We start from the raw sequence: 26,344 nt of genomic DNA on the forward strand, positions 1-26,344 counted from the left end.
GTGTCAGCGTATCGCCAACGTCGCGGCTCGCTTTCACAGCCGGCCCACAGTCCGCGGGGATAGCGTGTGCCTCCACCACGAGATGAGGGGGATCATGATCGTCAAACTGCTCGTCACAGGTTTCGCGGCGGCAGCCGCCATCGGGGCTGCCGGGCTGGCATCGACCATGCCGGCAGCCGTCCAGGTGCAGCCGGTGGTGTTCGGCGCGCCGATGCCGCTGGACCCCCCGCCCCCGCCCCCGGCCTCGGGCGCGCCGCTACCCAGCAACGACGAGGTCGCTGCCATGCTGACCCGGCTGACCGACGCTGCCATCACCTACAAGGAGAAGGGCTACCTGGTCGAGAACGGGATCAACCAGGGTGAGGGCCACGTCCTTGACCACGACCTGCGCAAGGCGTCGCGGGACGGGCAACTGCCGTACACGTTCAACGTGTTGAACGTGGACCAGACCGCCCCGGGCCAGGGCGTCGCCAACGTCACCATCTCCGGTCCCAAGATGGCACCGGTCACCCAGCCGATTCAGCTCGTCGACCAGGGCAGTTGGATGCTGTCCCACGACTCCGCGATCGGGCTGATCCAGAGCCTCCCGCAGTAGGCAAGGACTACGCCTCGACGGGCAAGGCGTCCATGTCGTACACCCGGGCGTGCAGCACGGTCCGGTTACGCAGGGCCGCCCGCACCGCCCGGTGCAGGCCGTCCTCCAGGTAGACGACGCCCTGCCACTTCACCGCGTGCGGGAACAGGTCGCCGTAGAAGGTGGAGTCCTCGGACAGCAGTCGGTCCAGTGCCAGCACCGTCGTGGTCGGCACCAGCTCATCGAGCCGGATCTGCCGCGGCGGAATCTCCGACCAGTCCCGATACGTCAGACCGTGTTCGGGATAGGGCTTGCCATCCCTGACACCTTTGAAGATCATCGGCCCACCGTCCCCGCGCCCATGATCGACAAGGTTAGTCGCGCGGTGGCGTGGCGCTACCGGCCGTCCCCGTAAAATAGACCGGTCAGGGAGGTGGATATCGATGGGAAGCGCCGACGACCGTCGTTTCGAGGTGCTGCGCGCCATCGTCGCCGACTTCGTGTCCACCCAGGAGCCGATCGGGTCGAAGTCGCTCGTGGAGCGGCACAACCTGGGGGTCTCGTCGGCGACCGTCCGCAATGATATGGCCGTGCTGGAGGCCGAGGGGTACATCACCCAGCCGCACACCAGCTCCGGGCGGGTGCCGACCGAGAAGGGCTATCGCGAGTTCGTCGACCGGCTCGACGACGTCAAGCCGCTGTCGTCGGCTGAGCGGCGCGCGATCCTGAGCTTTCTGGACTCCGGCGTCGACCTCGACGACGTGCTGCGCCGTGCGGTGCGGCTGCTGGCACAGCTGACCCGACAGGTGGCGGTGGTGCAGTACCCGACGCTGTCGGCATCGACGGTGCGTCACCTGGAGGTGATCGCGCTGACCCCGGCCCGCCTGCTGCTGGTGGTGATCACCGATTCCGGCCGGGTCGATCAGCGCATCGTCGAACTCGGCGACGCCATCGACGAGCATCAACTGTCCAAGCTGCGGGACATGTTGGGTCAGGCGCTGGACGGGAAGAAGCTGGCGGCGGCGTCGGTGGCGGTGGCCGACCTGGCCGGCCAGCTGGACAGGCCCGGCGGGTCTGCCAACAGCTTCAGCGACGCGGTCGGGCGCGCGGCGACGGTCCTGCTGGAGTCGCTGGTGGAGCACCGCGAGGAACGTTTGCTGCTGGGCGGCACCGCCAACCTGACCCGCAACACCGCGGACTTCGGCGGTTCGCTGCGTTCGGTCCTGGAGGCGCTCGAGGAGCAGGTGGTGGTGCTGCGGCTGCTCGCGGCCCAGCAGGAAGCCGGCAAGGTCACCGTGCGCATCGGCCACGAGACCGAAGCCGAGGAGATGGCCGGCACGTCAGTGGTGTCCACCGCCTACGGATCGCTGGGCACCGTGTACGGCGGGATGGGTGTGCTGGGCCCCACCCGAATGGACTATCCGGGAACTATCGCTAATGTCGCTGCGGTTGCTTTGTACATCGGCGAGGTGCTGGGCGCCCGATAACGGGCGTATCCGCAAGGTTGGGAAAGGTCAGGCGTGGCACGCGATTACTACGGTCTGCTCGGCGTGGGCAAGGGCGCGAGCGATACAGAGATCAAGCGCGCCTACCGCAAGTTAGCGCGTGAGCTGCATCCCGACGTCAACCCCGACGACGCCGCGCAGGCGCGGTTCCAGGAGATCAGCGTCGCCTACGAGGTGCTGTCCGACCCCGAGAAGCGCCGCGTCGTCGACATGGGCGGGGATCCGCTGGAAAGCGCTGCTGCCGGCGGTGGGTTCGGTGGGTTCGGCGGCTTCGGTGGTCTCGGCGACGTGTTCGAGGCCTTCTTCGGCGGCGGCACTACATCGCGCGGCCCGGTCGGACGGGTGCGGCCGGGGTCGGATTCGCTGCTGCGGATGCGCCTGGACCTCACTGAATGCGCCACCGGGGTGACCAAGCAGGTCACCGTGGACACCGCGGTGCTCTGCGACCGCTGTCAGGGCCGCGGCACCCACGGTGATTCCCGTCCGGTGAGCTGCGACACCTGCGGCGGACGCGGGGAAGTGCAAACCGTGCAGCGGTCGCTGCTCGGCCAGGTCATGACGTCGCGGCCCTGCCCGACCTGCCGCGGTGTCGGCGAGGTGATCCCCGACCCCTGTCACCAGTGCGGCGGCGACGGTCGGGTACGGGCCCGCCGGGACATCAGCGTCAAGATCCCCGCCGGTGTCGGTGACGGGATGCGGGTCCGGCTGTCGGCACAGGGCGAGGTGGGGCCCGGCGGCGGGCCGGCCGGCGATCTGTACGTCGAGGTGCACGAACAGGCCCACGAGACGTTCATCCGCAACGGTGACGATCTGCACTGCGTTATCTCGGTGCCGATGGTGGATGCCGCGCTGGGCACCACGGTGACGCTGGACGTGATCCTGGACGGGCCGACCGAGATCACCATCGCACCCGGCACCCAGCCCGGTTCGGTGACGACGCTGCGCGGCCGGGGCATGCCGCATCTGCGCTCCGGGGTGCGCGGCGATCTGCACGTCCAGGTGGAGGTGGTGGTGCCCGAGCGGCTCGACCACCGCGACATCGAACTGCTACGGGAACTCAAGGAGCGGCGCAACCGCGACGTCACCGAGGTCCGTTCGACGAACAGCTCGGGTGGCGGCGGGCTGTTCAGCCGGCTGCGCGAGACGTTCACCGGGCGCTAAGCCTTGGCGGGACTCTTCTACCTCTCCGAGCTGCCCGCAGCCGGGGAACTGGCCGTCCTCGGCGGCGATGAGGGCTTTCACGCCGCCACCGTGCGCCGGATCCGCCCAACCGAAGAGGTGCTGCTCGGGGACGGTGCCGGCGGAATGGCCCGCTGCGCGGTGGAACAGGCCTCCCGCGACGGGCTGACGGCACGGGTGCTGGAGCGCTGGAACGTGCCTGAGCCGGTTCCCCCGGTGACCGTGGTGCAGGCGCTGCCCAAGTCCGAGCGGTCCGAGCTGGCGATCGAGCTGGCCACCGAGGCCGGCGCCGACGCGTTTGTGGCCTGGCAGGCGGCGCGCTGCGTGGCCCGCTGGGACGGTCCCCGCGCCGACAAGGGGCTGCGCCGCTGGTCGGCGGTCGCCCGGGCGGCAGCCGCGCAGTCGCGGCGCGCCCACATTCCGCAGGTCGACGGCGTGTTGTCCACCCCGGTGCTGACCAGCCGGATTCGCGAGCGGGTGGCGGCCGGCGCGACGGTGCTGGCGCTGGATGACGCGGCGTCCCACCGGCTCACCGAGCTGGATCTGGCCTCGGCGGGCGCCGTGACGCTGGTGGTCGGCCCGGAAGGCGGGATCGCCGACGATGAGCTGGCAGCGCTGACCGGGGCGGGTGCGGTGACCGTCCGGCTGGGCCCGACCGTGCTGCGCACCTCGACGGCGGCCGCGGTGGCGCTGGGTGCCTTGGGGGTGCTGACCTCGCGCTGGGTGTGAGCGCTCAGCTACCGCGAGATTGCGGTCAAGTACCGGTTCTCTCGAACTTCTGGTCCAACGATGCAATCTCGCGCTGCATCTGGGACTTAGTTCGGACTCACCTGACTCTTGGGTTGATGGGACGGCCCCTCGCTGCGCCGAAACGCCGCATTGTGCCTGCTCGGAAGGGCGGCTGGATGCTACTGAGCCTGCAGTGCGGCGCCGACGCGTGACGTCCGCGGACCGAAATACAAGGGAAAACCCTGTATCGCCGACGTCTTCCTGAGACCTAGGTTTTTTCCAGGCTCGCGCATCGACGCGAACACACAGTCGAGGGGGCAATGACGATGAGTCGCCAGCGCGGAAGCAAGCGGAACGCAAAACTATGCGCTGCCCGGGGTCGCCGGGTAGCGGCTGCGGGGGCAGCCGCTGGAGCGTTCCTGGCTTTCGGATTGTCGCCGCTGGCCGGGGCGCCGACGGCGCAAGCCGATGAGTTCGACTGGCTGTTTGACTGGCTGGACCCGATGTCGGTGACCGCGGTCGATCCCGGTGCGGATGTTGATCCGTCGGGCTGGCTGGCCTGGTTGGATCCGTCGGCCGGAGTGCCCGATGCGGGCGCGGTGTCGTTCGACACCTGGTTCGATCTGAACGTTTACGCACCGGTCCACGACGGCATCGAGCAGTGGATCAACAGCAGCGACGGCCTGCAGCTCGCCGGACTCGTCAACCAGGCATTCGGGCTGTATCTGATCGGTGACGGCACCGATGGCACCGCGCTCAACCCCGACGGCGGGGATGCCGGCCTGCTGTTCGGCGACGGTGGGGACGGCTACTTCGGGGGCAGCGGCGGCAACGCCGGCTGGTTGATCGGTGACGGCGGGGACGCCGGCGGAGTGGCCCCGGGGTCGGATGTTCCCGCGTTGGCGTCCGGTGATCCGGCCCCGATTGACGGGGCACCCGGTGTGGCGGGCAACGCCGCGTTCCTGTTCGGCAACGGCGGTGCCGGCGGCAACGGGCTCGACGGTCAGTTCGGCGGCGACGGCGGCAATGGCGGCGCCGGCGGAGCCGGCGGCGGGTTCTGGGGCAACGGCGGTGCCGGCGGCAACGGTGGCGCCGGTGGCGCCGGCACGCTCAGCCATCCCGACGGCGGTGCAGGCGGTGCGGGCGGCGCCGGTGGTGCCGGCGGAGGGCTGTTCTCCAACGGCGGTGCCGGCGGCAAGGGCGGTGTTGGTGGTGTGGGCGTGACCGGTTCCGGCGGATCTGCTGGTGACGCTGGTGACGATGGCGGTGATGGCGGCCTCGGTGGTGCCGGTGGAGCCGGCGGCAGCGGCGGCTGGTTGTTCGGAACAGCGGGTATCGGCGGGACCGGCGGCGACGGGGGGCTCGGTGGCGGTGGCGGCACCGGCGGCAACGGTTCGGCTGCCGTGCTGGCGGGCGCCAGCGGCGTGGCCGGCGGCAGCGGCGGTGACGGCGGCCTGGGTGGTGCCGGTGGTGCCGGTGGTGCTGGGGGACAAGGAATTCTGGCTGCCAACGGTGCCAACGGCAACGGGGGGATCGGCGGCGCCGGCGGTGACGCCGGGCGTGGTGGCAATGGCGGCGCGGGTGCGGCCGGAGATGCCACCTCCCACGACGGTGGCGATGGCGGCGCCGGCGGTGACGCGGGTGCAGCCGGTAACGGCGGCGCCGGGGGCGCGGCCGGCAGCGGGGGCACCGGTGGTGTCGCCGGCGGCCAGGGCGCCCATGGCGCCGCGGTGACCACGGTGTCCGGCAACGGTGGTGCCGGAGGTGCTGGGTACAGCTACACCGGTACCGGGACGGGCACGGCGGGCGGCGCCGGCGGCGATGGCGGTGCCGGCGGGTCGGTCGGCAACGGTGGCAACGGTGGGGCAGGCGGCGTCGGCGACACGGCCGCGGCCGGCGGTGGCGGCACCAACGGCACGGCCGGCACCCCGGATGCAACCGGCGGACACCAGGGTGGCGATGGCGGAGCCGGCGGTGCCGGAGGCAACGGCGGTGCCGGCGGCGGGCTGACGGCCAACACCGCCGGCAATGGCGGCAATGGCGGTGCCGGCGGGTCGGCCGGTAATGGCGGGACCGGCGGGACCGGGTACAACGCGGGTGGCGCGGTGGCCGGTGCATCCGGTGGCAACGGCGCCGACGGCGGCAACGGCGGTCATGGCGGTGTCGGCGGTGCCGGCGGCAACGCGGGCAGCACCGGTCACGGCACCGTCGGCGTCAACGGCAACGGCGGCCAGGGCGGCCTCGGCGGTAACGCCGGATACGGCGGTGACGGCGGCGCGGGTGCGGCCGGTGATTACACCGCTGCCGACGGCGGCGATGGCGGCGCCGGCGGGGACGCGGGTGTGGCAGGCCTCGGCGGTGGCGGTGGCGCGGCCGGTAGCACGGTCGGCGGTGGCGGCATCGACGGTGGCGGCGGTGCGGCTGGTGCGGCGGTGACCGTGGTGTCCGGCAACGGTGGGGCCGGTGGGGCCGGCTACAGCCACACCATCGGTGGCACCGTGGCCGGCGGTGCGGGCGGTAACGGCGGTGACGGCGGGTCGGTCGGCAACGGCGGCAATGGTGGGGCCGGCGGTCGTGGCGACACCGGCATCACGGCCGTCGGCGCTGACGGCAACGCAGCCAGCCCGAATGGAACCGACGGCGCAACGGGTGGCTCCGGCGGGGCCGGCGGCGCGGGCGGCAACGGTGGCAACGGAGGCTCGCTGGTCGCCAACACGGCTGGCAACGGCGGCAACGGCGGTGCCGGCGGCGCCGGCGGCACCTCCTACGGCGGCAACGGCTACAACGCCGCGGTCGGAGGCGTGGCCGGCGCCAATGGTGGCGATGGCGGAAACGGGGGCACCGGGGGCGCTGGTGGGGCCGGCGGCGATGGCGGCAACGCGGGCAGCACTGGCCACGGCACCGTCGGCATCAACGGCAACGGCGGCCAGGGCGGGCTTGGCGGTCACGCCGGATACGGCGGTAACGGCGGTGCGGGTGCTGCCGGGAGCGCCGGCACACCAGACGGCGGGGACGGCGGCGACGGCGGTGACGCAGGTGTCGCCGGCGATGGCGGTGCCGGAGGCATGGCCGGCACCACCGTCGGTGGTAGCGGCTTCGACGGTGGCAGCGGCGCGGCTGGCGCGGCGGTGACCACGGCGTCCGGCAATGGCGGGGCCGGTGGGGCCGGCTTCAGCTACAGCACCGGTGGCACCGCGACCGGCCACGCCGGCGGGGCCGGTGGCAATGGCGGTGACGGCGGGACGCTCGGCAACGGCGGCAACGGTGGGGCCGGCGGTCGGGGCGACACCGGTGTCTCGGCCAATGGTGTCGACGGCACCGCGGCCAACCCGAATGGAACCGCCGGCGGCACCGGTGGCATCGGCGGGGCCGGCGGCGCCGGCGGCAATGGCGGAAACGGGGGCTCACTGGCCGCCAATACGGCCGGCAACGGCGGTACTGGCGGGGCCGGCGGGGTCGGCGGCACCGCCAACGGGGGTAACGGCTACAACGCGGCCACCGGCGCGGTGGCCGGTGCCGACGGTGGCAACGGCGGCGCCGCCGGCCTCGGGGGCGACGGCGGTACCGGCGGCGCCGGCGGCAACGCGGGCAGCAGCCAACACGGCACCGTCGGCATCAACGGTAGTGGCGGCCGAGGCGGCGACGGGGGCTCTACCCACGGCGGTAACGGCGGCGACGGTGCGGACGGCAACGCCACCGTCCGTGACGGCGGCGACGGCGGTACCGGCGGTGCTCCGCACTCCAGCGGGTTGGGCCATGGCGGGTCTGGCGGCGCCGCCGGAAGCACCAGTGGCGGCGCCGGGGCAAACGGGACGAGCGGCTTCGTCGGTCCCAGCGATGGCGGCGCCGGCGGCGACGGCGGCAACGGCTACAACGACACCAGCCCCGGCGGTATCGGCGGCAACGGCGGGAATGGCGGCAGCGGCGGTTGGTGGGGCACCGGTGGCAACGGTGGTGCCGGCGGTGACGGCGGCGCCACCGGCGGCACCGGAGGCAACGGCGGCGACGGCATGGGTGCAAGTACCGTCCACGGCGGTTCCGGCGGCAATGGCGGCGATGGCGGGGTCACAGGTGGCAACGGCGGTTCCGGCGGTGCCGGTAGTTTCGGCACCGGGGGCGACGGCGGTGACGGCGGTACGGGCGGCGTCACCGGCGGAAACGGTGGGAACGGAGGCGTCACCGGCGGCGACGGGGGTGACGGCGGCGACGGCGGCGTCACGGGTGGCATCGGAGGCCACGGCGCTTACGGCGACTCCTCAAGCACCGTGGGCAACGGCGGTGCTGGTGGTGCCGGAGGTGCCGGCGGTGGCAACGCCGGGGGCGCGGGTGGCGCTGGCGGCGCCGCGGGAGTGCAGGTCTCCACTGGTCACAATGCCGCCCCCGGCGGCGGCGGCGGGGGTGGTGGCGGCGGCAGCAGCCTCGGCGGTGTCGGCGGCGACGGTGGCGACGGTGGCGCCGGGGGAAACATCTTGGGCTCCGCCTGCGCCGGCTGCTCGGCCTACTTGCCCCGTGGCGGTGAGGGTGGCACCGGCGGCACCGCAAGTGTCGGCAACGGCGGGGCGGGCGGCGACGGCGGCGATGGTGGCGACAGCGTTTGGGCGATTGGCCCAACCACTATTCCCGGCACGGGTGGTGACGGCGGCGACGGCGGCGCGGGCGGCACCGCTCCGTCTCCGGCCGGCGACGGCGGTCCGGGCGGCGACGGTGGCGACGGGGGCGCCGGTGGCCCCGGCGGTCCCGGTGGTGACGGCGCGGACGGCGACCCGGGCACGCCCGGGCAGAACGCGCCCTGACCCGGGGCCGCGCGCTCAGCGCGTCGCGAATGACACTGGCGTGGCGCACTCAGCGCGTCGCGATCGACAACTCGCGACGCTGGGCCCCGCAGTTCATGAATGCCTCAGTGGCGGCCGTCCGATTCAGGCACCGAATAACTGCAATCCCGCTACCCGGCCGAAGTGCTTGCGGTTTCGTGTCGCCATTGGGAGGTTCAACCGCAGACAGATGCCCGCTTGCAGGCAGTCCGCCATGCCGATGTCCTGGCCGGCCGACCGAAGTGTCGCGGCGACCTCGCCGGCTCGCAGCGCGGACTCGGGGTCCAGCGGGAACGTCCGTGACCTGCCCAGCCGGAGAATGTCGTCGCGGCGCGCCAGGAAGTCGGCGCCGACCCGCAATTCGAACGCGGTGACCGCGGTGATACGGAACCGATGCTCAACGATCAAATCGCGCACCAACGGCGCTCCAGCGCCCTTACCGCGCAGAAAATCGATGACGAGATCGGTGTCGACGACTACGAGGCCCGCCACGTGTTTCTCACATCGCCGGCGCGAGAACGCATCTCCTGCGCCTCGGAGTCGGTGAGCGCACCCTCCAACCGAAGCAGCAGGTCGACCTCGTCGGTATGCAGGTTCGTCAGGTACCCGTCGAGTGCTTCCTGGACCAGGACGGAGAAGCCGCGGACGCCGCGACGCTGAGCGATCGCGCTCAACGCCCGGTGCTGCTCGTCGGTGATCTCGACCGTCGTTCGCATGCATGCATGCTAGCATGCATATTTTGGAGCCGAGGTCCGACTGGTCGGTTGCGTCGGGTGTCCGGCGGTAGACTTGGGCGTCCGAGCAAACCGCTGCCAACTCCGCAGAAAGCAGGCATCAGACCCCACGTGACGCCCCGCGAGACCAACGCCGCCTCCCAGGTTCGCAGCAGCATCGATGTTCCGCCCGACCTCGTCGTGGGCCTGCTGGGCTCGGCAGACGAAAACCTCCGCGCACTGGAACGCCTGCTGGACGCCGATCTGCATGTGCGCGGCAACGCCATCACGTTCACCGGGGAGCCTGCCGACGTAGCACTGGCCGAACGGGCGGTCTCCGAATTGGTCGCGGTGGTCGCCGGTGGACAAACCCTGACCCCCGAAGCGGTGCGGCACAGCGTGGCGATGCTGACCGGCGTCGGCGATGCGTCACCCGCCGAAGTGCTCACCCTGGACATCCTCTCGCGGCGCGGCAAGACCATCCGGCCCAAGACGCTCAACCAGAAGCACTACGTCGACGCCATCGACGCCCACACCATCGTGTTCGGGATCGGCCCGGCCGGTACCGGCAAGACCTACCTGGCGATGGCCAAGGCCGTCAAAGCGTTGCAGACCAAACAGGTCACTCGCATCATCTTGACCCGGCCCGCGGTGGAAGCCGGTGAGCGCCTTGGCTTTCTGCCCGGCACCCTGAGCGAGAAGATCGACCCGTATCTGCGCCCGCTCTACGACGCCCTGCACGACATGATGGATCCCGAGCTGATCCCCAAGCTGATGAGCTCCGGGGTGATCGAGGTGGCGCCCCTGGCCTACATGCGGGGCCGCTCGTTGAATGACGCGTTCATCATTCTCGACGAGGCGCAGAACACCACCGCCGAGCAGATGAAGATGTTCCTCACTCGGCTGGGATTCGGCTCCAAGATCGTGGTCACCGGTGACGTCACCCAGGTCGACCTGCCCGGTGGCGCCCGATCCGGATTGCGGGCCGCCGTGGACATCCTCGACGACATCGATGACATCCATGTCGCGGAGCTGACCAGCGCCGACGTGGTGCGCCATCGGCTGGTGTCGGAGATCGTCGACGCCTATGAACGCCATGACGCCAAATACGACGCGCCCGGCTTGCGGACCAACCGGGCCGCCCGCCGGCGCCGGTGAAAGAGTGACGACGCGATGAGTATCGAGGTATCCAACGAATCCGGCCTCGACGTCTCCGAAGTCGAACTGGTCAGCGTCGCGCGCTTCGTGCTGGGCGCGATGGACGTCAACCCCGGCGCCGAGCTGTCGATGGTGCTGGTGGACACCGCGACCATGGCGGATCTGCACATGCGCTGGATGGACTTGCCCGGGCCGACCGACGTGATGAGTTTTCCGATGGACGAATTGGAGCCGGGCGGGCGCCCCGACGCCCCGGAGCCGGGCCCGTCGCTGCTGGGCGACATCGTGCTGTGCCCGGAGTTCGCCGCCGGGCAGGCCGAGGCCGCCGGTCACTCGCTGGGTCACGAACTGGCGTTGCTGACCGTTCACGGGGTGCTGCATCTGCTGGGCTATGACCACGCCGAGCCCGACGAGGAGAAGGAGATGTTCGCGCTGCAGCGCCGACTCCTCGAGGATTGGGTGGCCGACCAGGTCGAGGGCTATCGCCGGGACCGCCAGAACGAGCAGGACCGCCAACTGCTGGACAAGTCAAGGTATTTCGACGCGCCGTGAGCGAATTCGATCTGTTGGTCGGCGCGATGGTGCTGGTCGTCGTGGGCGGGCTGTTCGCGGCGATCGACGCCGCGATCGGCACGGTGTCGCCGGCCCGGGTCGAGGAGATGGTGCGCGACGAGCGACCCGGTGCGGCGCGGTTGTCGCGGGTGATGGACGAGCGGGCCCGCTTCATCAATCTGGTCGTGCTGTTGCGTATCACCTGCGAGGTGACCGCCACGGTGCTGCTGGTGGCTTACCTGCGGGTCGGGCTGCGCCTGGAATTGGGGCGCTACATCGCCGTGGCCATCATGGTGGTGATCATCTTCGTCGTCATCGGTGTCGGCCCCCGTACCCTCGGCCGCCAGAACGCCTACTCCATTTCCTTGGCCTCCGCGCTTCCGCTGCAGGTGATTTCGGTCCTGTTGGCGCCGATCAGCCGGCTGCTGGTGTTGCTCGGCAACGCGTTGACTCCGGGCCGCGGCTTCCGCAACGGGCCGTTCGCATCCGAAATCGAACTTCGCGAAGTGGTCGACCTGGCCCAGCAGCGGGGTGTGGTCGCCGCCGACGAGAACCGAATGATCCAGTCGGTCTTCGAACTCGGCGACACCCCGGCCCGGGAAGTGATGGTGCCGCGCACCGAAATGGTCTGGATCGAGCGTGGCAAATCCGCGGGTCAGGCGACTTCACTGGCGGTGCGCAGCGGCCATTCCCGGGTCCCGGTGATCGGCGACAACGTCGATGACGTCGTCGGCGTCGTCTACCTGAAAGACCTTGTCCAGCAGACGTACTACTCGATCAATGGTGGCCGCGACACCACCGTGGATCAGGTGATGCGCCCCGCGGTGTTCGTTCCCGACTCCAAGCCGCTGGACGCACTGCTGCGGGAAATGCAGCACGACCGTTACCACATGGCATTGCTGGTCGACGAGTACGGCGCGATCGCGGGGCTGGTGACCATCGAGGACGTGTTGGAAGAGATCGTCGGGGAGATCGCCGATGAATATGACACGGACGAAACAGCGCCGGTAGAGGAACTGGGCGACAACCGCTTCCGGGTCTCGGCGCGGCTGCCGATCGCCGACGTCGGCGAACTCTACGGCGTGGAATTCGACGACAACCTGGACGTCGACACCGTCGGCGGCCTGCTGGCCCTGGAGCTGGGCCGGGTGCCGCTACCGGGTGCGGAGGTAACCTCGCACGGGCTTCGACTACACGCCGAGGGCGGGCCCGACAATCGGGGCCGGCTGCGGATCAGCACCGTCTTGGTCAGCCCGGTCGAAGATCAGGAGGTCCAAGCCCATGGCTGAACCGCGCAATGCGTCGAGTGTGCATCCACGGCGGGATTTGGGCCGGAAATCCGCCCTACGTTCACACTCGGCGAGCGGGACCGAGGCATGAGTGAGTTTCGTTCGGGCTTCGTATGCCTGGTGGGCCGGCCCAACACCGGCAAGTCGACGCTGACCAATGCGCTGGTCGGGACCAAGGTGGCGATCACCTCGAATCGCCCGCAGACCACCCGCCACACCATCCGCGGGATCGTGCACCGGGAGAACTTTCAAATCGTGCTGGTCGACACTCCCGGCCTGCACCGGCCGCGCACGCTGCTGGGCAAGCGTCTCAACGACCTGGTGCGCGACACATACTCCGAAGTGGACGTGATCGGGCTGTGCATCCCCGCCGACGAGGCCATCGGACCGGGAGACCGCTGGATCGTCGAGCAGATCCGCGCGGTGGCGCCCAAGACCACCCTGCTGGTCGTCGTCACCAAAACCGACAAGGTGAGCCGGGACCGCCTGGCCGCCCAGCTGTTGGCCGTCGCGGAGTTGGCGCCGGAAGCCGAGATCGTCCCGGTGTCGGCGATCGCCGGCGAGCAGATCGACGTCCTGATCGATGTGCTGGTCGCCGCGCTGCCCGAGGGCCCGGCGTACTACCCCGACGGGGAATTGACCGATGAGCCGGAAGAGACCCTGATGGCGGAGTTCATCCGGGAGGCCGCCCTGGAGGGGGTCCGCGATGAGCTGCCGCACTCGCTGGCGGTGGTGATCGACGAGGTGACCCCCCGCGAGGGGCGCGAGGATCTGATCGACGTGCACGCCATCCTCTACGTCGAGCGGGACAGCCAGAAGGGCATCGTCATCGGCAAGGGTGGAGCCCGGCTGCGGGAAGTCGGCACCGCGGCACGCAGCCAGATCGAGAAGCTGCTGGGCACCAAGGTCTACCTGGACCTGCGGGTCAAGATCGCCAAGAACTGGCAGCGCGACCCCAAACAATTGGGTCGGCTGGGGTTCTGACCGGCGCGCATCCCCGGTGATGTCGCCACCCGATGCGAGACTGTTGCGGTGCGGCTGTATCGAGACCGGGCGGTGGTGTGCCGTCAGCACAAGCTCGGCGAGGCCGACCGGATCGTCACCCTGCTGACCCGCGACCACGGGTTGGTCCGCGCGGTGGCCAAGGGGGTACGTCGCACCCGCAGCAAGTTCGGAGCCCGGCTGGAGCCGTTCGCGCACATCGACGTGCAACTGCACCCCGGCCGCAACCTGGACATCGTCACCCAGGTCGTGTCGGTGGATGCGTTCGCCACCGACATCGTCAATGACTACGGCCGCTATACCTGCGCCTGCGCGATGCTGGAGACCGCCGAGCGACTGGCGGGGGAGGAACGGGCACCGGCCCCCGATCTGCACCGGCTCACCGTGGGCGCGCTGCGCGCGGTGGCCGACGGACGGCGGCCCCGCGAACTGGTGTTGGACGCCTACCTGCTGCGGGCGATGGGGGTGGCCGGGTGGGCGCCGGCGTTGACCGAATGCGCCCGCTGCGGCACCCCCGGCCCGCACCGGGCGTTTCACATCGCCGCCGGCGGCAGCGTCTGCATCCACTGCCGCCCGTCCGGGTCCACCACGCCCCCGCTGGGGGTGCTGGATCTGATGTCGGCGCTGCACGACGGCGACTGGACGACTGCGGAGGCTGCGTCGGCGGCGCACCGCAGCCAGGCCAGTGGTCTGGTGGCCGCGCACCTGCAGTGGCACCTGGAACGCAAGCTGCGGACATTGCCGCTGGTCGAGCGCGGCTATCGGGTCGACCCGCAGGCTGCTGAGCAGCGCGCGGCGCTGGTCAGGCAGGATGTGGCTCATGGCGAATCGGGTCAGCAGCGCGTGGGCTGAGCGCAAGAAGAAGCTCACCGGCTTCCCCCAGCTGCCACCGGCTCCCGACGACTATCCGATGTTCCCGGACACTTCGACGTGGCCGGTGGTGTTTCCCGAGCTGCCGCAGGTACCCGGCGGCGGGCCGAGCCGACCGCCGCAACACCCCTCCAAAGCGGCGGCCCCGCAGATTCCCGCCGATCAGCTGCCCAACCACGTCGCCGTCGTCATGGACGGCAACGGGCGCTGGGCCACCCAACGCGGACTGCACCGCACCGAAGGCCACAAAATGGGTGAGGCGGTGCTGATCGACATCACCTGCGGAGCCATCGAAATCGGCATCAAGCACCTGACCGTGTATGCGTTCTCCACCGAGAACTGGAAGCGCAGCACCGAGGAAGTGCGCTTCTTGATGGGCTTCAACCGCGAGGTGGTGCGTCGCCGCCGGGTCAACCTCGACGAGATGGGCGTTCGGATGCGCTGGGTGGGTTCGCGGCCGCGGATGTGGCGCAGCGTCATCAAGGAATTCGAGATCGCCGAGAACATGACCCTCGACAATGACGTCATCACCGTCAACTACTGCGTCAACTACGGCGGCCGCGCCGAAATCGCCGAAGCGGCAGCCGAAATCGCACGCGAAGCCGTGGCCGGCAAGCTGAACCCGGACCGCGTCAACGAGGCCACCATCGCCCGGCATCTGCACCGCACCGATATCCCCGATGTGGACCTGCTGATCCGGACCTCCGGTGAACAGCGGTCCTCCAACTTCATGCTGTGGCAGGCGGCCTACGCGGAGTTCATCTTCCAAGAGAAACTGTGGCCCGACTATGACCGTCGGGACCTCTGGGCGGCGTGCGAGGAATACGCGTCGCGCAATCGCCGGTTCGGACGCGCATGATGCCGCCCTTGGAGGAGCGTCTGGCCGCCGTGCTCGCCGAAGCGATGCCGGTCACCGAGGAGTCTGACGGCGCGCTGACCGTCCAGCACCTGGGCACGCTGGCCTCGTTGCGGGTGGTGAACATCGCCGACGACCTGGACCTGGTGTCGCTGACCCAAGTGCTGGTGTGGGACCTGCCGTTGAGTCAGGCCGTCCGCGACCAGCTGGCCGAACATGCGCACAAGACCCAGCTCGGGACGGTGACCCTGGTGGAGAAGGCCACGGAGAACTCCAGCGGGCACGCTGACGTGCTGCTGCGCTACAACTTCCCCGGCACGGGTCTGGCCGATGAGGCGCTGCGCACCCTGGTGCTGCTGGTGCTGGAAATCGGCGCGGAAATCCGGCAGTCACTGACGAACTGAATCCCGTCGTGCCGACGGGTTTCCTGGGTGTTTGCCAAGTGTCTGGTGTCTGAGGGACTTCGGCTGGCGAAGACCCCGCATCTGCGGTGCTGAGCTGCGGGTTTTCGCTTTGTGTCGTGCGATAAGCGGGCTGCTTAGCGAGGGATTATCAAATTTCCTCGCGCTTTTTGCTGAGGATGATTAGCGTCAACAACTGAGAATCGCTCATCTGCGTCTTAGAGTGCCTCATCTCCATAGTTGGGAGAGCCAGGATGGCCGGCAAGCATCGCGCTCGCAAGCTTCGTCAATCGCGCCGCCTCAGGGGCCCCTACCGTGCAGTCGGTGCCGGTACGGCCATCGGCGCTTTCCTGGCATTCGGGATGACACCGCTGGTCACGGTGCCGCCTGCGCATGCCGACGGCGAGTTCGACTGGATCATGGATCTGATCAATCCGTTGTTCGGCATTCCGGTCGATGACGTCACCACAACCGACGCGTGGTCTCACCTGTTGGAGACCAACGGGTTGGATCCGTCGGCGTGGGGGCTTGATCCGGTGGCGAGTGAGGCGGCGTGGGCGCTGCCGGCGGCCGGCGACGACGTCACGTTGACCGGGCTGTGGGACCAGTTGGTCTACCAGCCGTTGCACGACGGCATCGAGGCGTGGATTCATGACCCATTCGGTGCGCAGGTCAACGATTTCATCAATCAGCTGGCGGGGCAGTTCCTGATCGGTGATGGCGCTGACGGGACCGCAGCCGATCCCGACGGTGGCGCCGGCGGCCTGTGGTTTGGTGACGGTGGCGCGGGCTGGAACAGCACCGATGCCGGCGTAGACGGCGGCGATGGTGGTGACGCGGGCTGGTTCGGCAACGGCGGTGACGGCGGTTCGGGTGGCTTGGGCGCCGACGGTGGTGCCGGCGGCGACGGCGGGTTGGGGCTGGGCAACGGCGGTCTCGGCGGCGACGGCGGAGCCGGCGGGGTCGGTATCGACGGCGGTGCCGGCGGTGCCGGTGGCGACGGGCTGTTCATCGGCATGGGCGGTAACGGCGGCGACGGCGGCGACGGGACCAACGGTGGCAACGGCGGCAATGGTGGTGCCGGCGGCGCGGCGGGTCAGTGGTTCGGCGACGGTGGAACCGGCGGCAATGGCGGCGCCGGTGGGGCCGGAGTTGCCGGGGCTGATGGCACGTTGGGCGCGCCGGACGCGACCGCGGGTGGCACTGGCGGCAACGGTGGCACCGGCGGTAACGGCGGCAAGGCCGGCGTAATCCTGAGCAACGGCGGCGACGGTGGCAACGGAGGGGCGGCCGGCGACGGTGGTGCCGGCGGCCGCGGCTTTGACGCGTCCGCGTTGGCCGGGGTGAACGGCGGCAACGGTGCTGCAGGCGGTGCCGCGGGGGTGGCCGGCGCCGGCGGTAATGGCGGCATGGGCGGCGACGCGATCCCGAAGATGGGCGTGGGCGGCAACGGCGGTAACGGTGGGGCGGGTGGCAACGCCGGCATCGGTGGCGACGGTGGCAACGGGGGAGCTGGCGACGCCAACCACGTCGACGGCGGAAACGGTGGCGCCGGTGGAGATGCCGGTACCGAGAGTGCCGGCGGCGCCGGAGGCTTGGCGGGGCCGGCCTACCCGAACGACCCGGGCGCGCAACCCGGCCAGGCGGGCCTGCAGGGGGCGGGCGGTCAACCGGTGACGACCGCTTCGGGTAACGGAGGTAACGGTGGCGCTGGCTACACCCCGACGACCGCGGGGGCGGACGGCGGCAAGGGCGGTAATGGCGGCGCCGGCGGTGACCACGGCAACGGTGGTGCTGGTGCTGCCGGGGGCGACGGCACGACCGGCGACAACGGTGCGGACGGTGTGGTTGCCGGTGAGTCCGGTGCCGAGGGCATGGCCGGCGGTAACGGTGGCGCCGGTGGGCTGGGCGGTGTCGCAGGCTCGGTGATGGGCAATGGCGGTGCCGGTGGCGCCGGCGGCAAAGGCGCTTCGGGAGGCTCGGGGGGCACCGGTGCCGACGGCGCCAGCGGCGCGGGCCAGGCCGGCGGGAACGCCGGTGACGGTGCGGCCGGTGGCAGCGGTGGGGCCGGCGGGGCGGGCGGCACATCCGCGCATGGCACCGCAGGAGCCGACGGCGCTGGCGGTGCCGGTAGCAACGGCGGCGACGCGGGATCGGCGGGCGCCGGTAGTCAGGGTGCGGACGGCACCGCAGCCAGCGTCGATGGGCAAGCCGGCGGCAGCGGTGGCTCGGGTGGCAACGCCGGTGTCGGCGGTTCCGGTGGCGTCGGTGGTGACGGCACGCAAGCCGGCGACGGAACCAACGGCGCTGCCAGTGCCGGTGGCGCCGGGGGTGTGGGCGGCAAAGGCTACGACGGCAGCGATGGAACGTCGGCCAGCATTGACGGGACCCGGGGCGGCAATGGCGGTGCCGGTGGTAACGGTGGCCAAGGCGGTCTGGAGGCTGATGGTGTCACCCATGCTGCCCAGGGTGATGGCGGCAACGGTGGTGCCGGTGGTCAGGGTGGTGCCGGGTTTACCGGTGTTGATGGTGCGACCGCGGGCGCTGATGGCGGTAATGGTGGTGCCGGTGGTGCGGGCGGTGATGGTGGTGTCGGGGGTTCGGGTGCCACGGTGGGTGACCACGGTGTCGGCGGCAATGGCGGGTCGGGTGGTGACGGTGGTGCCGGTGCCGATGGTGCGGCGGGAACCGACGGGACTGCGGCCAGCATTGATGGCACAGACGGCGGCGATGGCGGAGCCGGTGGGAACGCGGGAGCCGGTGGCGCGGGCGGCGATAGCGGTACCGGGCATGCTGCCGATGGCACGGATGGCACTGCCGGTGTCGGCGGCAGCGGTGGTGTCGGCGGTGCGGGGTATGCCGGGACTGATGGAACCGCGGCGAGCATCGATGGCACTCGTGGCGGTAATGGCGGCGGTGGCGGTAACGGCGGGCAAGGTGGTTTGGAGGCTGATGGTCTGACCCATGCTGCTCAGGGTGTTGGCGGTAATGGTGGTGCCGGTGGTCAGGGTGGTGTCGGGTTTACCGGTGTTGATGGGGTGACCGCGGGTGCTGATGGGGGCAACGGTGGTTCCGGTGGCGCGGGTGGCAATGGGGGTGTCGGCGGGTCGGGTGCCACCGCGGGCGATCACGGCACGGGTGGTGCCGGTGGCGACGGTGGTTCAGGCGGTAAGGGCGCGAATGGTGCGGCCGGTACCGATGGCACCGCGGCCAGTGTTGATGGCGGCGTAGGCCAGGACGGCGGCGCTGGCGGTAACGCCGGAACCGGCGGCGCCGGTGGCGACAGTGGTGGTGGTAACCACGGCGCCGATGGCACGGACGGCATTGCCGGTGCTGGCGGCAATGGCAGTGTCGGCGGTAAAGGCTTCGATGGCACCGACGGAACATCAGCCAGCATTGATGGCACCCGCGGCGGTAACGGCGGTGCGGGCGGCAACGGTGGCCAAGGCGGCCTGGAAGCCGACGGCCTGACCCACGCCTCCCAGGGTGATGGCGGTAATGGTGGTGCCGGTGGTCAGGGTGGTGTCGGGTTTACCGGTGTTGATGGGGTGACCGCGGGTGCTGATGGGGGCAACGGTGGCTCCGGTGGTGCGGGTGGTAATGGGGGTGTCGGCGGTTCTGGTGCCACCGCGGGCGATCACGGCACGGGTGGTGCCGGTGGCGACGGTGGTTCAGGCGGTAAGGGCGCGAATGGTGCGGCCGGTACCGATGGCACCGCGGCCAGTGTTGATGGCGGCGTAGGCCAGGACGGCGGCGCTGGCGGTAACGCCGGAACCGGCGGCGCCGGTGGCGACAGTGGTGGTGGTAACCACGGCGCCGATGGCACGGACGGCATTGCCGGTGCTGGCGGCAATGGCAGTGTCGGCGGTAAAGGCTTCGATGGCACCGACGGAACATCAGCCAGCATTGATGGCACCCGCGGCGGTAACGGCGGTGCGGGCGGCAACGGTGGCCAAGGCGGCCTGGAAGCCGACGGCCTGACCCACGCCTCCCAGGGTGATGGCGGTAATGGTGGTGCCGGTGGTCAGGGTGGTGTCGGGTTTACCGGTGTTGATGGGGTGACCGCGGGTGCTGATGGGGGCAACGGTGGCTCCGGTGGTGCGGGTGGTAATGGGGGTGTCGGCGGTTCTGGTGCCACCGCGGGCGATCACGGCACGGGTGGTGCCGGTGGCGACGGTGGTTCAGGCGGTAAGGGCGCGAATGGTGCGGCCGGTACCGATGGCACCGCGGCCAGTGTTGATGGCGGCGTAGGCCAGGACGGCGGCGCTGGCGGTAACGCCGGAACCGGCGGCGCCGGTGGCGACAGTGGTGGTGGTAACCACGGCGCCGATGGCGTGGATGGCACTGCCGGTGTTGGTGGCGCCGGGGGTGTGGGCGGCAAAGGCTACGACGGCACCGATGGAACGTCAGCCAGCATCGATGGCACCCGCGGCGGTAACGGCGGTGCGGGTGGGAATGGCGGCGCCGGCGGTCTGGAGGCCGATGGCATCACCCATGCTGCTCAGGGTGATGGCGGCAACGGTGGTGCCGGTGGTCAAGGTGGTGACGGGTTCACCGGTGCTGATGGTGCGACCGCGGGTGCTGATGGCGGCAATGGTGGCTCGGGCGGTGCCGGTGGTGATGGGGGTGTCGGGGGTTCGGGTGCCACGGCGGGTGACCACGGTGTCGGCGGAAACGGCGGTTCGGGTGGCGACGGTGGTGCCGGTGCCGATGGTGCGGCCGGAACCGACGGGACTACGGCCAGCATTGATGGCGGTGTAGGCCAAGACGGCGGGGCTGGCGGTAATGCCGGAGCTGGTGGCGCGGGTGGCGATAGTGGTACCGGTCATGCTGCCGACGGCTCGGATGGCACCGCCGGAATCGGCGGCAACGGCGGCGTCGGCGGGACGGGATATGCCGGCACCGACGGAACGTCAGCCGACATTGATGGCACCCGCGGCGGCAACGGTGGCGGCGGCGGCAATGGCGGCGCTGGCGGTCTGGAGGCCGATGGTCTGACCCACGCCGCCCAGGGCAATGGCGGAGACGGCGGCGCCGGCGGCACCGGCGGCGACGGCTTCACCGGGCTGGACGGCACCGCGAGCAGCGTCAACGCGCTCGACGGCGGCATTGGCGGCAACGGTGGCCAGGGCGGGGCAGGTGGCACCGGCGCCGACGGGGGCAACGGAGGCCGTGGCGGCGACGCCGGCGCTGGAGGCGATGGCGGGAACGGGTTCAACGGTGCGGCGGGCGTAGCAGGGACCAATGCCGGCGCCGGTCAGGACGGTGGCGACGGCGGCGACGGTGGTGCCGGCGGCAACGGCGGCGACGGTGGTGCCGCGGGAACGGCCACCACCGGTACCGCCGGCGTGCAGGGCGCTGGCGGAAACGCCGGGGATGGTGGCGACGGCGGCACACCCGGCGACGGCGGTCGGGGAGCCGACGGCACGGCGGCCAACCCCGACGGCGGTGACGGCGGGAACGGCGGTGACCGAGGCGAGGGCGGCGCGGCCGGGACCGTCGGCCACGGCCTCACCGACGGACAGATCGGCACACCGGGGTCAAGCCCGACCGGTCCGCTCGGCAACGGCGGCGACGGTGGAGATGGCTACAGCCCCACCACCGCGGGAGCCGACGGCGGCGCGGGCGGCGCGGGCGGCGACGGCGGCAACATCGGCAACGGTGGACATGGCGGCAACGGTGGCAACGGCGCCACCGGGACGACCGGGACCTTGCCCGCGCCGGCCGGCCAGGCTGCGACCGGTTCCAGCGGCACCGACCAGAACTGCGTGATCGGCATCGGGGGCCTTTGCCTCGGCCCCCCGACCGCCGCGACCGGGGGCGGTCCGGGAACCGACGCTCCCAACCCTGGCGAGGTCGGCGGTGACGGCGGCGCTGGAGGGGATACCACCGGATTGGCCACGCTGGTCACACCGCCCAATACCGGTGGCAACGGCGGAGACGGCGGTACCGGCGGCGCCGGTGCGGACGGCGGGACCGGCGGCGACGGCGGCGATGCCACCACCACGCTGGCCGGTGTCCTACCCGTCAGCACCGGCGGCACTGGAGGTGACGGCGGCGATGCCGGAGCCACACCCACGAGTGCGGACGGCGGCACCGGCGGTCAGGGCGGCGCCGGTGGTGCCGGCGGGGCCGGCGGATCGATCTCAGGTGACGGCGGCGACGGCGGACAGGGCGGTGCCGGTGGCACCGGCGGTACGGGTGCAGTCGGGGCGGACGGTGGCGCCGGAGGCGACGGCGGCAATGTCGGCTCGCTCATCGGGATCCTCGGGACTTACACGAGCGGCGACGGCGGGGACGGCGGCGCCGGTGCGACCGGCGGTGGCGGCGGTACCGGCGGCGACGGCGGCAGTGGCGGTGCAGCCGGCCAGGCACTCGGCAGCGGCAGCGACGGCACCGGCGGCGGGGGTGGGGACGCCGGAACCGGTGGTACCGGTGGCGACGGCGGCGATGGTGGTGCCGGCGGCAGCGCCGGCGTCGGCACCGGCCTGATCGTCATCGGCGCCTACACCCCCGGCACCGACGGGGCGACCGGCACCGACGGCGCCACCGGTGCTACCGGCGCGGACGGCCAGGCGGGTGCATCAGGCTGACGTCGTCAGCCGCGACAGTCGCCGCAGGTGCCGAAGATTTCGATGGTGTGGCTGACGTCGGAGAAACCGTGCTGGGCGGCGACCTGCGCAGCCCACGTCTCCACCTCACGATCACCCACCTCGACAGTGGACCCGCAGTCCCGGCACACCAGATGGTGGTGATGATGCTCCGAGCAGCGCCGATACACCGATTCCCCGGTGTCGGTGCGCAGCGTGTCCAGCAGACCGGCGTCGGCCATCGACTGCAGGGTGCGGTACACGGTGGTCAGCCCGATGTTCTCGCCTCGCGCCCGCAACTCGTCATGCAGTTCCTGCGCGGAGCGGAAGTCCTCAACGGTCTCCAGCAGTGCCGCGATCGCAGCCCGCTGCCGGGTGGAACGCACGGGGGAACTGGTCACGGCGCGTCCTCGCCGGCATGGGCGACCGCATCGACGACGATGTGCGCCAGGTGCTGATCGGCAAGCCGATACAGCACCTCGCGCCCGGAACGTTCGCCGGTGACCACACCGGCCGCCTTCAGGATCTTCAGATGCTGGCTGACCAGCGGCTGCGGCACCTCCAAGGCGTCGACCAGCTCGTGCACGCAGCGATGAGACTCCCGCAGCTGCAGCACGATGGCAATCCGCACTGGTGCGGCCAGAGCCCGCAGCAATTCTCCGGCACCGTCGAGGATTTCGCGTGGTGGCGTGGCCGGGAATGGCACGCCGGCGTGCTCATGACCGGCCGGCCCCGCCGCGAGGCCCGGGTCCGTCGTCATCGGCATAGCGCTCCTCTGAACCGGTATCGGCAACCGTTCCCGGTAAGCCTAGCCCTTTCATGCATGATTACGCATTCAATGTGCGGGACGGGACGTCAACGGGCGCCCGGCCGGTCGCTCAATGCTCGGCGATTCGCCGATCGGCACCCATTAGGCTGTTCGGATTGCTTTCCCTCACAGACAGGAGTGCATCCCCTCGTGGCGTCCGTCATCGACACCGTCGTCAATCTGGCCAAGCGACGCGGCCTGGTCTACCCATCCGGCGAGATCTACGGGGGAACCCGCTCGGCCTGGGACTACGGGCCGCTGGGGGTGGAGTTCAAGGAGAACATCAAGCGGCAGTGGTGGCGGTCGGTCGTCACCGGCCGCGACGACGTCGTCGGCTTGGACTCCTCGATCATCCTGCCCCGCGATGTATGGGTGGCCTCCGGCCACGTCGAGGTGTTCAGCGACCCGCTGGTGGAATGCCTCAACTGCCACAAGCGGCACCGTCAGGACCACATGCAGGAGGCCTACGCCGCCAAGAAGGGTGGCAACCCCGATGACGTGCCGATGGCCGAGATCGCCTGCCCGGACTGTGGCACCAAAGGCCAGTGGACCGAGCCGCGCGAGTTCAACATGATGCTCAAGACGCATCTGGGCCCGATCGAAACCGACGAGGGCCTGCATTATCTGCGCCCCGAGACCGCGCAGGGCATCTTCGTCAACTTCGCCAACGTGATGACCACGTCGCGCCGCAAGCCGCCGTTCGGCATCGCCCAGACCGGCAAGAGCTTCCGCAACGAGATCACCCCGGGCAACTTCATCTTCCGCACCCGTGAGTTCGAGCAGATGGAGATGGAGTTCTTCGTCGAACCGTCGACGGCGCGTGAGTGGCACCAGTATTGGATCGACACCCGGCTGGCCTGGTATGTCGAGCTGGGCATCAACGCCGACAACCTGCGGCTTTACGAGCACGCCAAGGAGAAGCTGTCGCATTATTCGGAGCGCACCGTCGACATCGAGTACAAGTTCGGCTTCCAGAACAATCCGTGGGGCGAGCTTGAGGGTATCGCCAACCGCACCGATTTCGACTTGTCCACCCACGCAAAGCATTCCGGTGCCGAACTGTCCTACTACGATCAGGACACCGAGACCCGGTACGTACCCTACGTGATCGAGCCGGCAGCCGGTCTGACCCGCTCGTTCATGGCCTTCCTGATTGACGCCTACCACGAGGACGAGGCTCCCAACGCCAAGGGTGGAGTGGACAAGCGCACGGTGCTGCGACTGGACCCACGCCTGGCGCCGGTCAAGGCCGCGGTGCTGCCGCTGAGCCGCAACGCCGACCTCTCGCCCAAGGCCCGTGACCTGGCCGCGGAGCTGCGTCGGTGCTGGAACATCGATTTCGACGACGCCGGCGCGATCGGGCGCCGCTACCGTCGTCAGGACGAGATCGGCACGCCGTTCTGCATCACGGTGGACTTCGACACCCTTGAGGATCATGCGGTTACCGTGCGTGAGCGCGACGCGATGACTCAGGAACGGGTCGCGATCGACGCCGTCACCGACTACCTGGCGGTTCGTCTCAAAGGATGCTGATTCCGTTGTGGGATCAGACATTTTCTGAGAGTCGTTGTGCATTTTGGGTTGACGATTCCGCTCTGTGGGTATTGGCTTAAGCCGTCTCGGGTTATCGCTTAATCTCACTTCAGCTCGGGCTCAGCCAAGATGCAGAGAGGTCGCAACTCACGATGGATACGAAACGCGCACATGCTAAGAACCAGCGTCGTCGCCGCGCGGTTGGAGCAGCAAGCTCCGTAGCTGCGTTTTTGGCGTTCGGGATGGCGCCGTTGGCCAGCGCGCCCACTGCGCAGGCCGACGAGTTCGACTGGCTGTTGGACCTGTTCGACCCCAGCGCCTTCGCGGCGCCCGCCGACGCCCTGGCCAGCGTGCCGCTCGCCGACACCGGGGTCGACAGCGTTTTCGGCGATTCGCCGTTCTGGGATCAACTGCTGCTCGCCAACCCCGCCCTCGACCCGGCCAGCGTGGTCGAACAGTGGATGTACGACCCGTGGCACACCGCCCTGGAGGCCTGGATCAACAGCCCGATGGGCGAGCAGGTCGATGACGCGATCAACGCCGCCTACATCCAGCTGAACGGTGAGGCAAGCCTCGATGGCGCATGCGGCCTGATCTGCAACGGTGTCGATGGCACCGAGGCCAACCCCGACGGTGGCGCCGGCGGGTTGTGGTTCGGCGATGGCGGCGACGGTTGGGACTCCACCGTTCAGGGTGACGTCGGCGGCAATGGCGGGGACGCCGGATTCTTCGGTAACGGCGGCGCCGGTGGCGACGGCTGGGACTCCACCGTGGCCGGGGTGGACGGTGGCGCCGGCGGCGACGGCGGTACCGGCGGCACGGTCATGGGCGATGGTGGGGTCGGCGGTACCGGCGGCGACGGGTACGCCGCCACTGCTAACGGTGTCGGTGGCACCGCGGTTGGCTCCGACGGTGGTGCCGGCGGTGACGGTGGCAACACCAGCGATGCTGCCACCCTGATCTTCGGTAACGGCGGCGCTGGTGGTGCCGGTGGGGTCGGCGGTGCGGCCACCGCCAACGGCGCCACTGGCACGGTGACCGGCGGCAACGGTGGTGTTGGTGGCGTCGGCGGCGACTCCTTCGCACCGATCGGCAACGGCGGGGTCGGCGGTGCCGGTGGTGCCGGCGGTGCCGGCGGTGAAGGCACCTCCAACGGCTTCAGCGGTAATTCGACCGGCGGTAACGGCGGCACGGGCGGCACCGGCGGTACTGCCGAGAACGGGCACGGTGGCATCGGCGGGGTCGGTGGAGCCGGCGGCGACGCCACCTCCAACGGCGCCGAGGGCATCGCCAACGGTGGTGACGGCGGGACCGGCGGCACCGGCGGCCAGGGCCTGATCGCCGGCACCGGTGGTGACGGCGGCGCTGGTGGCGTCGCTACCGCCAACGGCCACCTGGGCACGGCCACGGGCGGCGACGGTGGTATCGGTGGCGTCGGCGCCGTCGGCGGGACCGGTGCGGACGGCGTGGCCGGCTCGCCCGGTGGCGCCGGTGGTAACGGCGGCGCAGGTGGCAACTCCACGACCCACGGTTCCGGTGGCGTCTCGACGGCCGGTAACGGTGGCGACGGTGGAGCCGGCGGCGATGGCGGGACCGGCGGAACCGGCGGCGCGGCCGGTGGCGCCGGCGGTCCGGGCGGCCAGGGTGGTGCCGGCGGCACCGCGACCGCGACCGGAAACGGCAGCACGCCTACGAATGGGACGCCAGGCGAGGCTGGCGCAGCCGGCCAGCAGGGTGCGACCGGACCGGCCGACACTCCCTAACCCGCAGTGGC

Annotated in this window: 20 protein-coding genes; 15 read left to right on the forward strand and 5 right to left on the reverse strand. The window is 70.6% G+C overall.

Annotated features, from left to right (window positions below; all coding sequences use genetic code 11):
• Positions 1-94: 94 nt before the first annotated feature.
• The gene (locus AC5Y36_RS22300; RefSeq protein ID WP_500043146.1) at positions 95-595 is read left to right on the forward strand and encodes an MTB12 family secreted protein; all 501 of its coding nucleotides are present in this window, start codon (positions 95-97) and stop codon (positions 593-595) included.
• Between the two features lie 7 nt (positions 596-602).
• Here AC5Y36_RS22300 and AC5Y36_RS22305 read toward each other — a convergent pair whose 3' ends face one another.
• Entirely contained in the window at positions 603-914 is a 312-nt protein-coding gene (locus AC5Y36_RS22305) for a type II toxin-antitoxin system VapB family antitoxin (protein ID WP_500043147.1), read from the reverse strand.
• A gap of 103 nt (positions 915-1,017) precedes the next feature.
• Between AC5Y36_RS22305 and hrcA the strand changes: the two genes are divergently transcribed.
• The 4 genes from hrcA to AC5Y36_RS22325 all read left to right on the forward strand — a co-directional run bounded on the left by hrcA (position 1,018) and on the right by AC5Y36_RS22325 (position 8,780).
• The gene (hrcA, locus tag AC5Y36_RS22310) at positions 1,018-2,061 is read left to right on the forward strand and encodes a heat-inducible transcriptional repressor HrcA (protein ID WP_500043148.1); all 1,044 of its coding nucleotides are present in this window, start codon (positions 1,018-1,020) and stop codon (positions 2,059-2,061) included.
• A 33-nt stretch (positions 2,062-2,094) separates the two neighbouring features.
• Positions 2,095-3,240, forward strand: coding sequence for a molecular chaperone DnaJ (dnaJ, locus tag AC5Y36_RS22315; RefSeq protein ID WP_500043149.1), 1,146 nt, complete (start codon positions 2,095-2,097; stop codon positions 3,238-3,240).
• 3 nt (positions 3,241-3,243) lie between these two features.
• Complete coding sequence (locus AC5Y36_RS22320) at positions 3,244-3,987, forward strand: 16S rRNA (uracil(1498)-N(3))-methyltransferase (protein ID WP_500043150.1); 744 nt, start codon at positions 3,244-3,246, stop codon at positions 3,985-3,987.
• Positions 3,988-4,313: 326 nt separating this feature from the next.
• A complete protein-coding gene (locus AC5Y36_RS22325) occupies positions 4,314-8,780 on the forward strand; it encodes a PE family protein (RefSeq protein WP_500043151.1) in 4,467 nt (1,488 codons plus the stop codon).
• Positions 8,781-8,903: 123 nt separating this feature from the next.
• Here the strand turns inward: AC5Y36_RS22325 and AC5Y36_RS22330 are convergent, their stop codons facing one another.
• Together AC5Y36_RS22330 and AC5Y36_RS22335 are read right to left on the reverse strand one after the other, a co-directional pair.
• Complete coding sequence (locus AC5Y36_RS22330) at positions 8,904-9,290, reverse strand: type II toxin-antitoxin system VapC family toxin (RefSeq protein ID WP_500043152.1); 387 nt, start codon at positions 9,288-9,290, stop codon at positions 8,904-8,906.
• A complete protein-coding gene (locus AC5Y36_RS22335) occupies positions 9,275-9,514 on the reverse strand; it encodes a hypothetical protein (protein WP_500043153.1) in 240 nt (79 codons plus the stop codon). Before AC5Y36_RS22335 ends, AC5Y36_RS22330 begins: the two co-directional genes overlap by 16 nt.
• A gap of 129 nt (positions 9,515-9,643) precedes the next feature.
• On the opposite strand from AC5Y36_RS22335, the gene AC5Y36_RS22340 reads away from it, so the two are divergent.
• The 8 genes from AC5Y36_RS22340 to AC5Y36_RS22375 all read left to right on the forward strand — a co-directional run bounded on the left by AC5Y36_RS22340 (position 9,644) and on the right by AC5Y36_RS22375 (position 22,232).
• A complete protein-coding gene (locus AC5Y36_RS22340; protein WP_500043154.1) occupies positions 9,644-10,669 on the forward strand; it encodes a PhoH family protein in 1,026 nt (341 codons plus the stop codon).
• A 15-nt stretch (positions 10,670-10,684) separates the two neighbouring features.
• Positions 10,685-11,221 carry an rRNA maturation RNase YbeY gene (ybeY, locus tag AC5Y36_RS22345; protein WP_500043155.1) on the forward strand — a complete coding sequence of 179 codons (537 nt, stop codon included), beginning with the start codon at positions 10,685-10,687 and terminating at the stop codon, positions 11,219-11,221.
• 26 nt (positions 11,222-11,247) lie between these two features.
• Positions 11,248-12,510, forward strand: coding sequence for a hemolysin family protein (locus AC5Y36_RS22350; RefSeq protein WP_500043163.1), 1,263 nt, complete (start codon positions 11,248-11,250; stop codon positions 12,508-12,510).
• Between the two features lie 87 nt (positions 12,511-12,597).
• A complete protein-coding gene (gene era, locus AC5Y36_RS22355) occupies positions 12,598-13,494 on the forward strand; it encodes a GTPase Era (protein WP_500043156.1) in 897 nt (298 codons plus the stop codon).
• 48 nt (positions 13,495-13,542) lie between these two features.
• On the forward strand, positions 13,543-14,364 hold the full coding sequence (recO, locus tag AC5Y36_RS22360) for a DNA repair protein RecO (protein ID WP_500043157.1): 822 nt from the start codon (positions 13,543-13,545) through the stop codon (positions 14,362-14,364).
• Positions 14,333-15,241 carry a decaprenyl diphosphate synthase gene (locus tag AC5Y36_RS22365; RefSeq protein ID WP_500043158.1) on the forward strand — a complete coding sequence of 303 codons (909 nt, stop codon included), beginning with the start codon at positions 14,333-14,335 and terminating at the stop codon, positions 15,239-15,241. The genes recO and AC5Y36_RS22365 overlap by 32 nt, the downstream gene beginning before the upstream one ends.
• A complete protein-coding gene (locus AC5Y36_RS22370) occupies positions 15,241-15,642 on the forward strand; it encodes a hypothetical protein (protein ID WP_500043164.1) in 402 nt (133 codons plus the stop codon). The genes AC5Y36_RS22365 and AC5Y36_RS22370 overlap by 1 nt, the downstream gene beginning before the upstream one ends.
• Before the next feature lie 359 nt (positions 15,643-16,001).
• Positions 16,002-22,232 carry a PGRS repeat-containing protein gene (locus tag AC5Y36_RS22375; RefSeq protein WP_500043165.1) on the forward strand — a complete coding sequence of 2,077 codons (6,231 nt, stop codon included), beginning with the start codon at positions 16,002-16,004 and terminating at the stop codon, positions 22,230-22,232.
• Between the two features lie 5 nt (positions 22,233-22,237).
• Here AC5Y36_RS22375 and AC5Y36_RS22380 read toward each other — a convergent pair whose 3' ends face one another.
• On the reverse strand, positions 22,238-22,630 hold the full coding sequence (locus AC5Y36_RS22380; protein ID WP_500043159.1) for a Fur family transcriptional regulator: 393 nt from the start codon (positions 22,628-22,630) through the stop codon (positions 22,238-22,240).
• The gene (locus AC5Y36_RS22385; protein WP_500043160.1) at positions 22,627-22,995 is read right to left on the reverse strand and encodes an ArsR/SmtB family transcription factor; all 369 of its coding nucleotides are present in this window, start codon (positions 22,993-22,995) and stop codon (positions 22,627-22,629) included. The genes AC5Y36_RS22380 and AC5Y36_RS22385 overlap by 4 nt, the downstream gene beginning before the upstream one ends.
• Positions 22,996-23,175: 180 nt before the next feature.
• Here AC5Y36_RS22385 and AC5Y36_RS22390 point away from each other — a divergent pair, with 180 nt between their 5' ends.
• Together AC5Y36_RS22390 and AC5Y36_RS22395 are read left to right on the forward strand one after the other, a co-directional pair.
• A complete protein-coding gene (locus tag AC5Y36_RS22390; protein ID WP_500043161.1) occupies positions 23,176-24,570 on the forward strand; it encodes a glycine--tRNA ligase in 1,395 nt (464 codons plus the stop codon).
• Positions 24,571-24,800: 230 nt separating this feature from the next.
• On the forward strand, positions 24,801-26,333 hold the full coding sequence (locus tag AC5Y36_RS22395) for a PGRS repeat-containing protein (protein ID WP_500043162.1): 1,533 nt from the start codon (positions 24,801-24,803) through the stop codon (positions 26,331-26,333).
• Positions 26,334-26,344 lie beyond the last annotated feature (11 nt).

Source organism: Mycobacterium sp. NGS50 (assembly GCF_059812545.1).

Coding starts and splice junctions, on each gene's coding strand:
- hrcA (WP_500043148.1), top strand. CDS start 1,018: ATGGGAAGCGCCGACGACCGTCGTTTCGAGGTGCTGCGCGCCATCGTC.
- AC5Y36_RS22375 (WP_500043165.1), top strand. CDS start 16,002: ATGACACCGCTGGTCACGGTGCCGCCTGCGCATGCCGACGGCGAGTTC.
- AC5Y36_RS22300 (WP_500043146.1), top strand. CDS start 95: ATGATCGTCAAACTGCTCGTCACAGGTTTCGCGGCGGCAGCCGCCATC.
- AC5Y36_RS22350 (WP_500043163.1), top strand. CDS start 11,248: ATGGTGCTGGTCGTCGTGGGCGGGCTGTTCGCGGCGATCGACGCCGCG.
- AC5Y36_RS22385 (WP_500043160.1), bottom strand. CDS start 22,995: ATGCCGATGACGACGGACCCGGGCCTCGCGGCGGGGCCGGCCGGTCAT.
- AC5Y36_RS22370 (WP_500043164.1), top strand. CDS start 15,241: ATGCCGCCCTTGGAGGAGCGTCTGGCCGCCGTGCTCGCCGAAGCGATG.
- ybeY (WP_500043155.1), top strand. CDS start 10,685: ATGAGTATCGAGGTATCCAACGAATCCGGCCTCGACGTCTCCGAAGTC.
- era (WP_500043156.1), top strand. CDS start 12,598: ATGAGTGAGTTTCGTTCGGGCTTCGTATGCCTGGTGGGCCGGCCCAAC.
- AC5Y36_RS22325 (WP_500043151.1), top strand. CDS start 4,314: ATGAGTCGCCAGCGCGGAAGCAAGCGGAACGCAAAACTATGCGCTGCC.
- AC5Y36_RS22305 (WP_500043147.1), bottom strand. CDS start 914: ATGATCTTCAAAGGTGTCAGGGATGGCAAGCCCTATCCCGAACACGGT.
- AC5Y36_RS22335 (WP_500043153.1), bottom strand. CDS start 9,514: ATGCGAACGACGGTCGAGATCACCGACGAGCAGCACCGGGCGTTGAGC.
- AC5Y36_RS22365 (WP_500043158.1), top strand. CDS start 14,333: ATGGCGAATCGGGTCAGCAGCGCGTGGGCTGAGCGCAAGAAGAAGCTC.